This is a genomic window from Rossellomorea oryzaecorticis, assembly GCF_045897515.1.
GTDB classification, from domain to species: domain Bacteria; phylum Bacillota; class Bacilli; order Bacillales; family Bacillaceae_B; genus Rossellomorea; species Rossellomorea enclensis.
Map to the genome: position 1 here is coordinate 110821 of NZ_JBJOSA010000011.1, position 15515 is coordinate 126335.

Sequence of the window (15515 nt, forward strand, 5' to 3'; positions counted from 1 at the left end):
ACTTTTAGGAAGGGTGAGGTTATGAAATCATACAAAGCCACTCCTTATGCAGCAGCGGTTAATATGAAGGATATTTTCAAAGGAGTCATCATCCTTCTCATCGTGCTGCTTTCAATTTTTTCCTTGACAGGCCTCCTGACTTCAATGAAGCCGGGGTCCAGAATCACATCCGACTCAATTAATGAAGCGGCTTCCGGTTTGAATGGTGAAGTACTCTATAAATTGCTTGCACTGGAGAACAGGTCATTTAATTCGATCCTGGACGGGGAAGAAGGTCTTCCGAATCTATCATCTCTACTATTCAAGACAGCGACCAATATCCGTTTCAATGACCTGCGGAGTTTACTGGGGAGGGAACTTCCGGGCTTCTCAATCTTTGATGGGAATATCCTGGTGGCCGGGGAAGGTACTGATTTTACGAATATGCCCATTGAATCAGTCCCGCCCGAGGAAGCACTGGATCTTGAAAAAGAAGCTGAACTTAAAAATATGGATGATATTCATAAAGACGGCAGGGATGCGGGTACATCGGCAGTGACGGCGGAGGATAAGAAAACCGTACTGCTTTACTTTACCCATACACGTGAATCGTATCTGCCATATCTGGACGGAGTATCAGATCCGGACTCTGCGATGTATTCGAAAATCAATGTAACAAAAGTCGGCGAAATGCTGAAGGCGGAGCTTGAACAGACGGGTATCGGGACCAGTATAGATAAGACGGATATCATCCAAAAGCTGAACGACAAAGACCTCGCTTACTTCAATGCCTACCAGGAATCACGTCCTTTGGTACAGACGGCGATGGCGAAAAATGAAAATTTACTATATTTGATTGATATTCACCGGGATTCTCAAAGGAAAAAAGTGACCACTGCCGAGATAGGCGGGAAAAAATACGCGAAACTTGCTTTTGTGGTCGGAGAAGAGCATCCGAATTACGAGCAGAACCTAAAGGTGGCAAAGGAACTGCACGAACTCCTGGATTCGAAATTCCAGGGTCTTTCAAGAGGAGTCATTGCAAAAAAAGGAAGCGGCACGAACGGTAAATTCAATCAGGACCTTTCGGGTAATGCACTGCTTCTCGAATTTGGCGGTGTTGATAATACATTCGAAGAGCTGCAACGGACAGCCGGAGCATTTGCTGAAATATTCTCTGACTATTATTGGCAGGCTGAAAAGGTGGATCACCATCTTTCCCCTGAACCGGTAAAGCAGTAAACAAAGGGTGAAACTGGAATGAGTAAATTTATCATGAAGTGCATCGTTCTGATATGTTGTTTGTTTGTAGGAGTTCTCATCGGCATGCAGTATGCAAATAAAGGGATTGTCGAAATGAAGGGCCATGAAAAAGAATCATTTTCCTCACCTGTAGGAATGACCCAGGATGGAGAAGGCAATGTAGAAGCGACGTTTCTCGGTAAAGAGGTCGAAAGCCAGACCCTGACCGAGAAAAAAGAGAAGCTGGAAGAAATGAAAGCCTTCAACGCCTTTTCATCTATAGGGAAAGCCCTGGCCGGCTTCATAGAAGGCATAACCACAAAAATAGTAGAATTCATTGCCTCATTGATATGAATACTCAGGGTTCAATTATTGGCGCATCACAGGGAGGTGTTCCCTTTGTGGTGTGCCTATTTTTATATGTTGATTCCTTTTTAGCCCTGCCCTTCCGGTTTAGATTGAATAATATATACCGTACTGCTATAATTCAACATAGTGTACATGTGTGGATATTACAGGAGTTGAACGAATAATGAACCGTGAAGAAAAATTGAAAAGACAATCGAAAATTAGAAACTTCTCTATCATTGCCCATATAGATCATGGTAAATCAACGCTTGCCGACCGTATTCTGGAGAAAACAAAAGCATTGACGGCGCGTGAGATGAAAGAGCAATTACTGGATTCAATGGATTTGGAAAGAGAGCGCGGAATCACCATCAAATTGAATTCCGTACAATTAAAATATCAGGCAAAAGATGGCGAAGAGTATATCTTTCATCTGATTGATACACCGGGGCATGTCGATTTTACATACGAAGTATCCCGGAGCCTTGCCGCATGTGAAGGTGCGGTGCTCGTAGTGGATGCTGCCCAGGGCATAGAAGCCCAGACGCTTGCCAATGTATATCTGGCACTTGATAATGATCTGGAAATACTTCCGGTCATCAATAAAATCGACCTTCCTGCAGCAGATCCTGAGCGGGTGCGTCAGGAAGTGGAAGATGTAATCGGACTGGATGCGTCGGAAGCAGTCCTTGCTTCAGCCAAAGCAGGGATTGGAATCGAGGAAATTCTTGAACAGGTCGTAGAAAAGGTGCCAGCACCACAGGGAGATCCCGATGCCCCGTTAAAAGCGTTGATCTTTGATTCCCTGTATGACGCATATAGAGGGGTCGTTGCTTATATCCGTGTCATGGAAGGCAGCGTCAAAGTCGGAGACAAGGTCCGCATGATGGCGACTGGCAAAGAGTTTGAAGTGACGGAAGTCGGTGTATTCACACCCAAAGCAACGGGTCTTCAAGAACTGACTGTCGGTGATGTAGGGTACTTGACTGCAGCGATCAAAAATGTAGGAGATACCCGGGTGGGGGATACAATCACACTTGCTAAAAATCCTGCACAGGAAGCGCTGCCGGGTTACCGCCGCTTAAATCCAATGGTTTATTGCGGTCTCTATCCGATCGATTCAAACCGTTACAACGATCTTAGGGAAGCACTGGAGAAACTTGAATTGAACGACTCTGCTCTTCAATATGAGCCGGAAACTTCCCAAGCGCTGGGCTTTGGATTCCGCTGCGGATTCCTGGGGCTGCTTCATATGGAGATCATCCAGGAGCGTATCGAACGTGAATTCAAAATCGATCTAATCACGACTGCACCGAGCGTAATCTATCATGTTCAGCTTACAGACGGTGAAGAAGTGAAGGTTGATAATCCATCCATGATGCCCGATCCACAAAAAGTCGATTTTGTAGAAGAACCTTACGTTAAAGCAACGGTGATGGTTCCGAACGACTACGTAGGAGCCGTAATGGAGCTTTGCCAAGGCAAGCGGGGCAACTTCATTGACATGCAATACATGGATGATACCCGTGTTAATATTGTGTATGAACTTCCGCTCGCGGAGATCGTGTACGATTTCTTCGATCAACTTAAATCAAGCACAAAAGGGTATGCCTCTTTTGATTACGAACTGATCGGCTATAAGGAATCGAAGCTTGTGAAGATGGACATATTGCTGAACGCTGAAAATGTAGATGCATTGAGCTTTATCGTTCACAGAGATTTTGCTTATGAACGCGGGAAGCTAATTGTTGAAAAACTGAAGGATCTCATTCCGAGACAACATTTCGAAGTACCTATTCAAGCAGCAATCGGTCAAAAGATTGTAGCGAGATCTACGATTAAAGCCATGCGCAAGAACGTACTTGCTAAGTGTTACGGCGGTGACATCTCACGAAAACGTAAACTTCTTGAGAAACAAAAAGAAGGTAAAAAACGTATGAAATCAGTAGGATCCGTTGAAGTTCCTCAGGAAGCATTCATGGCGGTCCTGAAGATGGACGATTCTGAAAAGAAATAGATTTTTTATGGATAAAGGGGGGAAGAGGCTTGTTTTACAAGTTCTGCTTACCCCCTTTTCTCTATGAGTGTTGGAAAAGGAGGGATTGAAGTTGGCGAAATCAGCTTACATCCATATACCGTTCTGCGAACATATTTGCCACTATTGCGATTTCAATAAAGTATTCATGCAGGGACAGCCGGTTGATGAATATCTTGAAATGCTTGGACAGGAAATGAGGCAGCGGGTAAATAAAAATAATGAACTAGACACGATTTTCGTTGGCGGCGGTACCCCTACTGCACTGAGTGCCAAACAATTGGAAAAGCTGTGCAGGGAAATCAACGAAAATCTTCCGTTTTCACAAGGGGAGTTCACCTTTGAGGCAAACCCTGGAGATTTAACGGAAGACAAACTCAGGGTCTTAAAAGAACATGGGGTTAACCGGTTAAGCTTCGGGGTCCAGTCATTCAATGATGAACTGCTGAAGGGAATCGGCAGAAGCCATAAGAGTAAGGACGTGTATTCCTCTGTGGAATCCGCCCAGAAAGTCGGTTTTACAAACATCAGCATTGATTTGATCTACAGCCTGCCGAAGCAGACAGAGGAAGATTTCAGGGACACACTTAAAAAGGCCCTTGAACTTGAGCTCCCTCATTATTCAGCATACTCGCTCATCGTAGAGCCGAAGACCGTCTTTTATAACCTGATGCGCAAAGGCAAACTATCGCTCCCATCACAGGAACAGGAAGCAGCTATGTATGAAGTGTTGATTGAAACGATGGAGAAATACGGGGTCAATCAATATGAAATCAGCAACTTCGCGAAAGCAGGCTATGAAAGCAAACACAATCTGGTTTATTGGGACAACAATGAATATTATGGTTTAGGCGCCGGTGCACACGGATATATAAACGGAGTACGATATTCAAACTTCGGCCCGCTGAAAAAGTATATGGAACCCATAGCAGCCGGCAAAGTACCGACTATTCAGGAACACAGCGTCACCCGGGAAGAAATGATGGAAGAAGAAATGTTCCTCGGCCTCCGAAAAACAGAAGGCGTAAGCAAATCCGTTTTCATAGAAAAATTCGGCTGCCCAATCGAATCAGTCTTCCAATCATCACTAGAAGAAATGCAGAATAGAAAACTACTCCTGGTTGACGATGAACGAGTTGCTTTAACAAAGCAGGGACGTTTCCTGGGTAATGAAGTTTTTCAATCTTTCTTGGGTGTGATCTAATTGATGAAAATCCAAACAAACAGTTGGTTGTGAAGGCAATTTTAGCTTGTCCTTTTAAAGTTATTTTTGTTTTTAACCGGCTCTAGCAGTTGATTGGAGTGGAAGACGAAGACTCCTGCGGGAGAAGCGACCAATGTGAGACCTGTCCAGCTTCAGGGCTTAGGGGCACATGTCATAAGTCAACTCGTCCATGAAGGCAAAGAGCGCCTTCGTGGCCGATTCGCCTTATGCCACACGCCTCTGAGCAAAGCCCTTCCGCTTTTCTTACCCGCAGGAGCGCAGCGACGAGGAGGCTCACGGGTCACCCGCGGAAAGCGAAGTCTTCCACGGAAATCAACTGCGGTGTTCAGTGGCGTTAATAGATATTCTAGTATCAAGCAAAAACTGCAATGAGTTTAACAAAACACCCAATCTAATATATTGACATCCACAATCTGATTTGATAATTTATTAATTAGATTTAGCACTCATCACAACAGAGTGCTAACAGAGGTGATGAATGTTGTTAACAGATCGACAACTTCTAATTCTTCAAGTTATCATTGACGATTTTATCCTTTCGGCCCAGCCGGTCGGCTCACGGAGTTTATCCAAAAAGGATGAGATTTCATTCAGCTCTGCCACCATCCGCAATGAGATGGCTGATCTCGAGGAACTGGGCTTCATTGAAAAGACCCATACCTCTTCAGGCAGGGTTCCGTCTGAGAAAGGATACCGTTATTATGTGGATCACCTGCTTGCTCCGCAGAAACTGCAGAAGCAGGATGTGCATGCGCTGCGCTCGATTTTTTCGGAAAGGATATATGAACTTGAGAAAGTCGTGCAAAAGTCGGCAAAGATCCTATCAGAGCTGACGAATTATACGACAATCGTATTGGGACCTGAGTTAAAGGAAAACAAGTTGAAGAAAATCCAGCTCGTTCCGCTCAATCAGGATACCGCGATTGCCATCATCGTGACGGACAACGGACATGTGGAAAATAAATTGTTCCATATCCCGCCGGCAATGGATGCTTCAGAGCTTGAAAAATTGGTCCATATTCTGAATGACCGTTTGACAGGGGTGCCATTGAACGAGTTGAACGATAAAATCTTCAAAGAGGTGGCGATTCTTTTAAAAGAACACATCCAGAACTATGATTTTATCCTGCATTCGATTACGGACTCCATTAACTCTACCGTTACCGACAAGTTGTTCTTTGGGGGCAAGACAAACATTCTCAATCAGCCTGAGTTCAATGATATTCAGAAAGTCCGGATGCTGCTTGAGATGATTGAGCAGGAAGAGAGTGTTTATAATCTCATCCGGCCGTCTGCAACCGGATTGAACATTAAAATCGGGAAAGAGAATGATCATCTTGCCATGGAGAATTGCAGTCTCATAACGGCAACCTATTCAATAGGCAAAGAGCAATTAGGTTCCATTGCAATCATCGGGCCGACACGAATGGAATATTCGAGGGTTGTAAGCTTACTTAATTTCTTTTCGAACGATATGTCGCAGGTCTTGACGAAACTGTATCAAAGCAAGGATTAGTGGACATATTGTATAAAGGATTATCGGGCCCGGAATCACTGGATTCCGCGGCTTTATTACGGGAAAACACCGAACATTTTTGTAAGGAGGTGAACGTGATGTCTGAAGAAACAAAGAATCAGCAGGAACAAGATCAAGCGAAGGCTGACAACGAAGAGGTTGTTGAAGAAGTATTCGCCGAAGAGCCTCAGGAGTCTGGGGAACAGGAATCAGATGAGCTTTCTCAACTGCAGGAAAAGCTTGATGAATCTGAAAATCGTTATCTTCGATTAAGAGCAGACTTTGATAATTTCCGCCGCCGCATCAATGCAGAAAATGAAGCGAAGGAAAAATATCGTGCTCAATCTCTTATCTCTGAACTTTTACCGGCACTGGATAATTTTGAACGTGCCTTGAATATAGAAGTTGATAATGATCAAACGAAAACACTCCTTCAAGGGATGGAAATGGTTCACCGCAGCCTTATTGAAGCCCTGAAGAAGGAAGGTGTAGAACCGATCGAAGCGGTCGGCCAGGAGTTCGATCCGCATCTTCACCAGGCTGTCATGCAGACAGAAGATGAGAACTACGGAAGCAATATCGTCGTGGAAGAGTTCCAAAAAGGTTACAAGCTTAAGGACAGGGTAATCCGTCCATCAATGGTAAAAGTAAATCAATAATAGACACTACATATCAAACAGGGAGGTAAAATGACGATGAGTAAAATTATCGGTATTGACTTAGGTACAACAAACTCTTGTGTATCCGTACTTGAAGGCGGAGAACCAAAAGTAATTGCAAACGCGGAAGGCAACCGTACGACACCTTCAGTCGTTGCATTTAAAAATGGTGAAAAACAAGTAGGGGAAGTTGCAAAACGTCAAGCAATTACGAACCCGAACACTATCATCTCAGTGAAGCGTCACATGGGAACTGATCACAAAGTGGAAGCTGAAGGTAAAGAATATACACCACAGGAAATTTCAGCAATGATTCTTCAGCACTTGAAGTCATATGCAGAAGACTATCTTGGTGAAAAAGTTGAAAAAGCGGTCATCACAGTACCTGCTTATTTCAATGATGCAGAACGCCAGGCAACAAAAGATGCCGGTAAAATCGCAGGCCTTGAGGTTGAACGTATCATCAACGAACCTACTGCTGCGGCGCTTGCATACGGTCTAGATAAAATGGATGAAGACCAGACGATCCTTGTTTATGACCTTGGCGGAGGTACATTCGACGTATCCATCCTTGAACTTGGCGACGGCGTATTCGAAGTACGCTCAACAGCCGGTGACAACCGTCTGGGCGGAGATGACTTCGACCAAGTGATCATCGATTACTTAGTAGCAGAATTCAAGAAAGAAAACGGAATCGATCTTTCTAAAGATAAAATGGCTCTGCAGCGTCTTAAAGATGCAGCTGAGAAAGCGAAGAAAGACCTTTCAGGTGTTACATCAACACAAATCTCTCTTCCTTTCATCACAGCAGGTGAAGCAGGCCCTCTTCACTTAGAAGTGAACCTGACAAGAGCGAAATTTGAAGAACTTTCTTCTGATCTAGTAGAACGCACAATGGGACCAACTCGCCAGGCGATGAAAGATGCAGGTCTTTCTGCAAGCGAAATCGATAAAATCATCCTTGTTGGTGGTTCGACTCGTATCCCTGCAGTACAAGAAGCGATCAGAAAAGAAACTGGCAAAGAGCCTTCTAAAGGCGTTAACCCTGATGAAGTAGTAGCAATGGGTGCAGCGATCCAAGGAGGAGTCCTTACTGGAGACGTTAAAGATGTTGTACTTCTTGACGTTACACCACTTTCTCTTGGTATCGAAACAATGGGCGGAGTATCAACGAAACTGATCGAACGTAATACGACGATCCCTACTTCCAAATCCCAAGTATTCTCAACTGCGGCTGACAATCAGACTGCTGTTGATATTCATGTACTTCAAGGTGAGCGCCCGATGGCAGCAGACAACAAAACGCTCGGCCGTTTCCAATTGTCTGATATCCCGCCGGCACCGCGCGGAGTACCGCAAATCGAAGTTAAATTCGATATTGATAAAAACGGTATCGTAAATGTAAGCGCGAAAGACCTTGGAACTGGGAAAGAGCAAAACATTACGATCAAATCTTCTACAGGTCTTTCTGAAGATGAAGTAGAACGCATGGTGAAAGAAGCGGAAGAAAACGCAGAAGCGGATAAAAAGCGCAAGGAAGAAGTTGAACTTCGCAACGAAGCGGATCAATTAGTATTCCAAACGGAAAAAACGCTTAAAGATCTTGAAGGCAAAGTGGACGAAGCTGAAGTGAAAAAAGCGGAAGATGCGAAAGCTGAACTGAAAGAAGCAATCGAAAAAGACGATCTTGATCTTATCCGTGAAAAGAAAGATGCACTTCAGGAAATCGTTCAGGCATTGACGATGAAGCTGTATGAGCAAGCTCAGGCAGATGCACAGGCAGCTCAAGGAGAAGAAGGTCAAGCCAAGCAGGACGATGATGTCGTAGATGCTGAATATGAAGAAGTAAACGACGACAAGAAATAAGTGCAATGAATGAAAAAGTCAAAGTCAGGACGGTTCTTGGCTTTGGCTTTTTCTATGAGTATGTATATTTCTTAACGTTTCTATTGTTTTTATTGATAATCATTGGAACTCAATGTTAAAATAACCTTTATGCAAACGATTCGGGAGTGGTGTTTTTATGAGTAAACGGGACTATTATGAAGTTCTGGGTGTCGGAAAAGGCGCCTCTAAAGATGAAATAAAAAAAGCATACCGCAAACTCTCCAAAAAATATCATCCTGATATTAATAAAGAGGCGGATGCAGACCAAAAGTTCAAAGAAATATCAGAAGCCTATGAAGTGTTGAGCGATGATCAAAAACGTGCTCAATATGACCGTTTCGGCCACACTGATCCAAACCAGGGATTCGGCGGTGGAGCTGACTTTGGCGGCGGCGGTTTCGGCGGCTTTGAAGATATTTTCAATACATTCTTCGGCGGGGGCGGAGGACGCAGGAGAGATCCCAACGCACCGAGACAGGGTGCGGACCTTCAATATACGATGTCCCTGAAATTTGAAGAAGCTGTGTTTGGAAAAGATACAGAAATTGAAATACCTAAGGAAGAAGAATGCGATACATGCCACGGCACAGGGGCAAAGCCAGGTACGAAAGTCCATACATGTTCACATTGTAATGGATCCGGGCAATTGAATGTTGAACAGAACACCCCGTTCGGGCGCATCGTAAACAGACGTGTATGCCATTACTGTAACGGTACTGGAAAAGAGATCAAAGAAAAATGTTCTACATGCGGCGGTGCAGGAAAAGTTCAGAAACGCCGAAAAATCAATGTGAAGATCCCTGCAGGCATCGACGATGGACAACAGCTTCGTGTGACGGGCCAAGGTGAGCCGGGCGTCAACGGAGGTCCTCCAGGAGATCTTTATGTCGTTTTCCATGTGCGTACGCACGACTTCTTTGAGCGAAACGGCGACGACATCTATTGTGAAATGCCTGTCACTTTCGCACAAGCGGCTCTGGGGGATGAAATCGAAGTCCCTACATTGCACGGCAAGGTCAAACTGAAGGTCCCTGCCGGAACACAGACAGGAACAAGGTTCAGACTAAAAGGCAAAGGAGTGCCGAACGTCCGTGGTTATGGCACTGGAGATCAGCATGTCCAAGTGAAGGCCGTCACACCTACTAAATTGACGGAAAAACAAAAACAGCTTTTAAGAGAATTTGCTGACATCAGCGGCCAGGTGCCGGATGAACAGCACGAAAGCTTTTTTGACAAAGTAAAAAAAGCCTTTAAAGGCGAATAACTCAGAACGGAGTTGGTAGATCAATGAAATGGTCAGAAATTAGCATCCTTACAACAAACGAAGCAATTGAACCGGTCTCACATATCCTGCATGAATCAGGGGCAAGCGGAGTCGTCATCGAAGACCCGTTTGACTTGATTAAAGAAAGAGAGGATATGTTTGGGGAGATCTACCAACTCAATCCTGATGATTATCCAAGTGAAGGCGTTTTGGTGAAGGCTTATCTTCCCGTCAACAGTTTCCTTGGGGAAACGGTGGAAGAAATAAAGCAGGGAATCACGAACCTTGTTACCTACGATATCGACATCGGGGAAAACAAGGTGGAGATATCGGAAGTGAATGAAGAGGAATGGGCCACAGCATGGAAGAAATACTACCACCCTGTAAAGATTTCAGATAAATTTACGATTGTGCCTACTTGGGAGGATTATACCCCGGTGCACAGTGATGAACTGATTATCGAACTCGATCCGGGTATGGCATTTGGAACCGGCACACATCCGACTACTGTGATGTGCATCCAGGCTCTTGAACGAATCGTTAAGCCCGAGGACTCCGTGATTGATGTAGGGACGGGCTCTGGTGTGCTGTCCATCGCTGCTGCGATGCTCGATGCTTCGGAAGTGAAAGCTTATGACCTTGACGAGGTGGCAGTGAGATCAGCCCGTCTAAATGTTAAGCTGAATAAAGTTCAGGACAGGGTATCGGTTGATCAAAATAATCTTCTGAACGGTATTACGGGGCAGGCAGATGTCATTGTGGCCAATATACTGGCGGAAATCATCCTGCGCTTTACAGAGGATGCATTCGAGCTTGTGAAGCCGGGCGGTTATTTCATCACATCAGGAATCATCCAGCCCAAGAAACAAGAGGTAAAGGAAGCACTTGAACATGCAGGGTTCCTGATAGAAGAAGTAATGGTGATGGAAGACTGGGTAGCCATCATTGCCCAAAAACCTACGGTGGAGTGAGGCAGTATGCAGCGATATTTCATTGATAATCGATACAGTGAATCTTCTCCGGTCATCATTACCGGAGAAGATTATCATCATATTGTACGTGTCATGAGGATGAAAGAAGATGACCATATTTATGTGGTGTTCCCCGATCAATCCTCTGCTGCCGCCCGTATTGAAACGATTTCCAGTGACTCGGTCGAAGCCGTGGTAGTAGAATGGGAAACAGATACAAAAGAACTGCCTGTTAAGGTGGCAATTGCGAGCGGGCTGCCGAAAGGGGATAAATTGGAATTAATCTTCCAAAAAGGTACGGAGCTTGGGGCAGATCAATTTATCCCTTTTACCGCGGATCGCTCCATCGTGAAATGGGATGAAAAGAAGGCGAAGAAAAAGCTCGACCGCTGGGAAAAGATCGTGAAGGAAGCTGCAGAGCAGTCTCACAGAAATGTCGTCCCTTCCGTTTCTTCCCCTGTTTCATTTAAAGAATTACTGACACTGAGTAAACATTTTGACCATACCCTTGTGGCTTACGAAGAAGAAGCAAGAACCGGGGAGAAGAGCAATCTTTCTAGAACCCTTGGTTCTATCAAAGACGGCGAAAGCATCCTGGTTGTGTTCGGACCGGAAGGCGGATTGACCGAGAATGAGGTCGGACGATGCAGGCAGGAAGGCTTTTTAATATGCGGTCTTGGTCCGAGGATATTACGGACAGAGACGGCTCCTTTGTATGTCCTTTCCGCCATGAGCTATCAATTAGAATTAATGAGGTGATTGTAATGCCATCAGTAGCGTTTCACACATTAGGGTGTAAAGTGAACCACTATGAGACGGAAGCCATTTGGCAATTATTCAAAGAAGAAGGATATGAACGTGTCGATTATGATTCAATAGCCGATGTTTATGTCATCAATACATGTACGGTAACGAATACCGGAGACAAGAAAAGCAGGCAGGTAATCCGCCGTGCAATCAGGAAGAATCCTGACGGCGTCATCTGTGTAACAGGCTGCTATGCCCAGACATCACCAGGCGAAATCATGGCCATCCCCGGAGTCGATGTTGTTGTAGGGACCCAGGACCGCCGCAAGATGCTGGAGTATATCGAAGAATACAAACAAGAACGTCAGCCGATTAATGGCGTTACCAATATCATGAAGAACCGTGTGTATGAAGAGCTCGATGTACCTGCGTTCACTGACCGTACACGAGCTTCCCTTAAGATACAGGAAGGCTGTAATAATTTTTGCACTTTCTGCATCATCCCATGGGCACGCGGATTGATGAGATCCCGTGATCCTGAAGAAGTGGTGAAACAGGCTCAGCAGCTTGTTGATGCAGGATACAAGGAAATCGTACTCACAGGTATCCACACAGGCGGATACGGCGAGGATATGAAAGACTATAATCTTGCCATGCTTCTTCGTGACTTGGAGCAAAATGTAAAAGGATTGAAACGGATCCGTATTTCTTCAATCGAAGCCAGTCAATTGACGGATGAAGTCATCGAAGTGATCGATCAATCGAATATCGTTGTTCGCCATCTGCACGTGCCCCTTCAATCGGGATCCAATACGGTCCTTAAGAGGATGCGCAGAAAGTATACAATGGAATTCTTTGCGGAGAGGCTTGAAAAGCTTAAAAAAGCACTTCCTGGTCTCGCTGTAACATCTGATGTCATTGTCGGATTCCCCGGCGAAACGGAAGAAGAATTCATGGAAACATATAATTTTATTAAAGAACATAAATTTTCAGAGCTTCATGTATTCCCATATTCCAAGCGCACCGGCACACCTGCAGCGCGCATGGATGACCAGATTGATGAAGAAGTGAAAAATGAGCGGGTCCACCGTCTGATTGAACTATCGAATCAACTGGCAAAAGAATATGCGTCAAACTTTGAGGATGAAGTGCTTGAAGTCATCCCAGAGGAAGTATATGATGACGGCCGCTATGTAGGGTATACGGACAATTACCTGAAAGTCGTCTTCCCTGCCACTGAAGAAATGGTCGGTCAGCTTGTTAAAGTGAAGATCACCAAAGCGGGTTATCCTCTGAATGAAGGCCAATTCGTGCGGGTGCTAGAAGATCAGAACGAAAACAGCAGTGAAAAAGCTGCGATTTAAATAATTTCTATACAGAATTCCTTTGAAAGTGTGAGTCTTTGAAGGAATTCTTTTTTTATGATTCTGGGTAAAGTTTGCGGGGGACATATAGGGGAACTGGTTATATATGCTCGAATCTGGAGTTTTATGCTTCAAATTAAAAATATATGCTCGAAATCAAAGAATTATGCTCGAAATTACGGAAATATGCTCTAATGTGAATAATTCTAATCTTGTGAGACCATCTATCCTGCTTCCTCCATCCATCAACCAATCTCTAAAAATTATCTATTGCTAAGAACGGATTTAGGTTGTAAACTAGTAATGTTCATATCAAAGAGGTATTTTATTTTTTTTAGCTATTTCGTGCAAACGATTGCGCATTTTTTGAGTTTATTTTAACCACAACTGGAGTAGTTAAAACAATCCAATTGCCTCACCCAAGAAATTCAACTGGATGATGATTTGGCAAAAACAAAATGTAAGCGTTTGTACTTATTATAATTTGATGAGGTGTTACGATGGAAAAGGCATGGCGAAGAGAAGCAGTCGGCTATCAGATTTATCCAAGGAGTTTTCAGGATTCCAATGGGGATGGTATTGGAGATTTACAAGGAGTCATAGAGCGGCTTGATTATATTAAAGACCTGGGTACAGATGTCATTTGGATTTGTCCGATGTATAAGTCACCCAATGATGACAACGGATATGATATTTCTGATTATCAGGATATCATGGAAGATTTCGGGACGATGGAAGATTTTGATCAATTATTGGAAGAGGTACACAGCCGTGATATGAAACTGATCATCGATCTTGTACTCAATCATACCAGTGACGAGCATCCATGGTTCGTTGAATCAGCAAGTTCAAAGGATGATCCGAAGCGCGACTGGTATATTTGGCGCGACGGCAAAGGCGGCAAGGAACCGAATAACTGGGAAAGTATATTCGGAGGTTCTGCCTGGAAGTATGATGAAAAGACCGATCAGTACTTCCTCCACGTATTTTCAACCAAACAGCCTGACCTGAATTGGGAAAACGAAGAAGTACGCGATGCTTTGTATGACACAGTAAACTGGTGGCTGGACAAAGGAATCGACGGATTCAGGATCGATGCAATCAGTCACATTAAGAAACGTCCAGGCCTGCCTGATATGCCAAACCCGAAAAAGAAAAAGTATGTGTCTTCATTTGATATGCATATGAATCAAAAAGGCATTCATACGTTCCTGCAGGAATTCAAGGACCGCACGTACTCGAACTATGATGTTATGACGGTAGGGGAAGCAAATGGCGTAAAAGCTGATGAAGCGGAACTGTGGGTCGGAAAAGAAAACGGAAAGATGGATATGATCTTCCAATTTGAACATTTGGGATTATGGGATGCTGAAACGAATCCGGATCTGGATATCGTTGAACTGAAGAAAGTCCTTTCCCGCTGGCAAAAAGGGCTTGAGGGAAATGGCTGGAATGCCCTTTTCATTGAGAATCATGATAAGCCGCGCGTCGTTTCCACGTGGGGGGACGACAAGGAATATTGGAAAGAGAGCTCCACTGCCATGGCAGCGATGTACTTCCTGATGCAGGGTACGCCGTTCATCTATCAGGGACAGGAAATAGGGATGACAAATGTCCAATTTCCTTCCATCGAAGACTACGATGATGTTGCGGTGAAAAATCTGTACCGTCTAAAACGCGAAGAAGGCGTGAAGCACCAGGATATCATGGAAATCATCTGGGCTTCATCCAGGGACAACAGCCGCACACCGATGCAATGGTCGGATGAAGAAAACAGCGGTTTTACAACCGGTACGCCCTGGATGAAAGTGAATCCGAATTATAAAACAATCAATGTAAAAGCTCAGGAGAAAGATGAGCACTCAATCCTTTCTTTCTATAAGAGAATGATTTCACTCAAGAAAGAAGAAGACGTCTTCACATATGGGATTTATGATTTACTCCTTCCGGAAGACGAACAGATTTATGCATACACACGCACCGGAGAAAAGGACAAAATGCTTGTGGTGACAAACCTTTCAACCGAAGATGCCGTTTGTGAACTTGACTTCAAGGTATCATCCGAAAACCTGCTGCTCTCAAATCACGCGGTCGAAGCCCATACTCCTGAAAGCGTATTGAGCTTGAAGCCATACGAAGCAAGGGTCTATCGGGTAAAATAATAATATGTTGTGAAGCTGCCGGTCATTATGACCGACAGCTTTTTTTGGTGTGCCAGGCATGCACACACTCTATAGGGTTGAAGTCCCGAGCCGTGAAGGTAGTAGTAGCGGTTAGC

The 15515-nt window shown here is 44.4% G+C and carries 12 protein-coding genes; all 12 read left to right on the forward strand.

What is annotated here, in order from left to right; all coding sequences use genetic code 11:
* Window positions 1–21 precede the first annotated feature (21 nt).
* The 12 genes from spoIIP (at window position 22) to ACKA06_RS13985 (ending at window position 15399) form a co-directional block, all read left to right on the forward strand.
* Window positions 22–1221 carry a stage II sporulation protein P gene (spoIIP, locus tag ACKA06_RS13930; protein WP_411159921.1) on the forward strand — a complete coding sequence of 400 codons (1200 nt, stop codon included), beginning with the start codon at window positions 22–24 and terminating at the stop codon, window positions 1219–1221.
* An 18-nt stretch (window positions 1222–1239) separates the two neighbouring features.
* Window positions 1240–1575 (forward strand): DUF3679 domain-containing protein, encoded by a 336-nt coding sequence (locus ACKA06_RS13935; RefSeq protein ID WP_032087588.1) that lies wholly within the window; start codon window positions 1240–1242, stop codon window positions 1573–1575.
* A 178-nt stretch (window positions 1576–1753) separates the two neighbouring features.
* On the forward strand, window positions 1754–3586 hold the full coding sequence (gene lepA / locus ACKA06_RS13940; RefSeq protein ID WP_032087589.1) for a translation elongation factor 4: 1833 nt from the start codon (window positions 1754–1756) through the stop codon (window positions 3584–3586).
* 91 nt (window positions 3587–3677) lie between these two features.
* A complete protein-coding gene (gene hemW / locus ACKA06_RS13945) occupies window positions 3678–4808 on the forward strand; it encodes a radical SAM family heme chaperone HemW (protein ID WP_411159922.1) in 1131 nt (376 codons plus the stop codon).
* A 502-nt stretch (window positions 4809–5310) separates the two neighbouring features.
* Window positions 5311–6345, forward strand: a complete 1035-nt coding sequence (gene hrcA, locus ACKA06_RS13950; protein WP_032087592.1) for a heat-inducible transcriptional repressor HrcA — start codon at window positions 5311–5313, stop codon at window positions 6343–6345.
* 98 nt (window positions 6346–6443) lie between these two features.
* Window positions 6444–7004, forward strand: a complete 561-nt coding sequence (grpE, locus tag ACKA06_RS13955) for a nucleotide exchange factor GrpE (RefSeq protein ID WP_032087593.1) — start codon at window positions 6444–6446, stop codon at window positions 7002–7004.
* A 36-nt stretch (window positions 7005–7040) separates the two neighbouring features.
* Window positions 7041–8870 (forward strand): molecular chaperone DnaK, encoded by a 1830-nt coding sequence (gene dnaK, locus ACKA06_RS13960; RefSeq protein WP_058297819.1) that lies wholly within the window; start codon window positions 7041–7043, stop codon window positions 8868–8870.
* Window positions 8871–9027: 157 nt separating this feature from the next.
* Window positions 9028–10155 (forward strand): molecular chaperone DnaJ, encoded by a 1128-nt coding sequence (dnaJ, locus tag ACKA06_RS13965; RefSeq protein WP_032087595.1) that lies wholly within the window; start codon window positions 9028–9030, stop codon window positions 10153–10155.
* 23 nt (window positions 10156–10178) lie between these two features.
* Window positions 10179–11126 carry a 50S ribosomal protein L11 methyltransferase gene (gene prmA / locus ACKA06_RS13970; protein WP_032087596.1) on the forward strand — a complete coding sequence of 316 codons (948 nt, stop codon included), beginning with the start codon at window positions 10179–10181 and terminating at the stop codon, window positions 11124–11126.
* A 6-nt stretch (window positions 11127–11132) separates the two neighbouring features.
* Window positions 11133–11885: a 16S rRNA (uracil(1498)-N(3))-methyltransferase gene (locus tag ACKA06_RS13975; RefSeq protein WP_058297817.1), complete on the forward strand. Its 753-nt coding sequence runs from the start codon at window positions 11133–11135 to the stop codon at window positions 11883–11885.
* 5 nt (window positions 11886–11890) lie between these two features.
* Window positions 11891–13237 (forward strand): tRNA (N(6)-L-threonylcarbamoyladenosine(37)-C(2))-methylthiotransferase MtaB, encoded by a 1347-nt coding sequence (gene mtaB / locus ACKA06_RS13980; protein ID WP_064564281.1) that lies wholly within the window; start codon window positions 11891–11893, stop codon window positions 13235–13237.
* 500 nt (window positions 13238–13737) lie between these two features.
* Complete coding sequence (locus ACKA06_RS13985; protein WP_411159923.1) at window positions 13738–15399, forward strand: glycoside hydrolase family 13 protein; 1662 nt, start codon at window positions 13738–13740, stop codon at window positions 15397–15399.
* Window positions 15400–15515 lie beyond the last annotated feature (116 nt).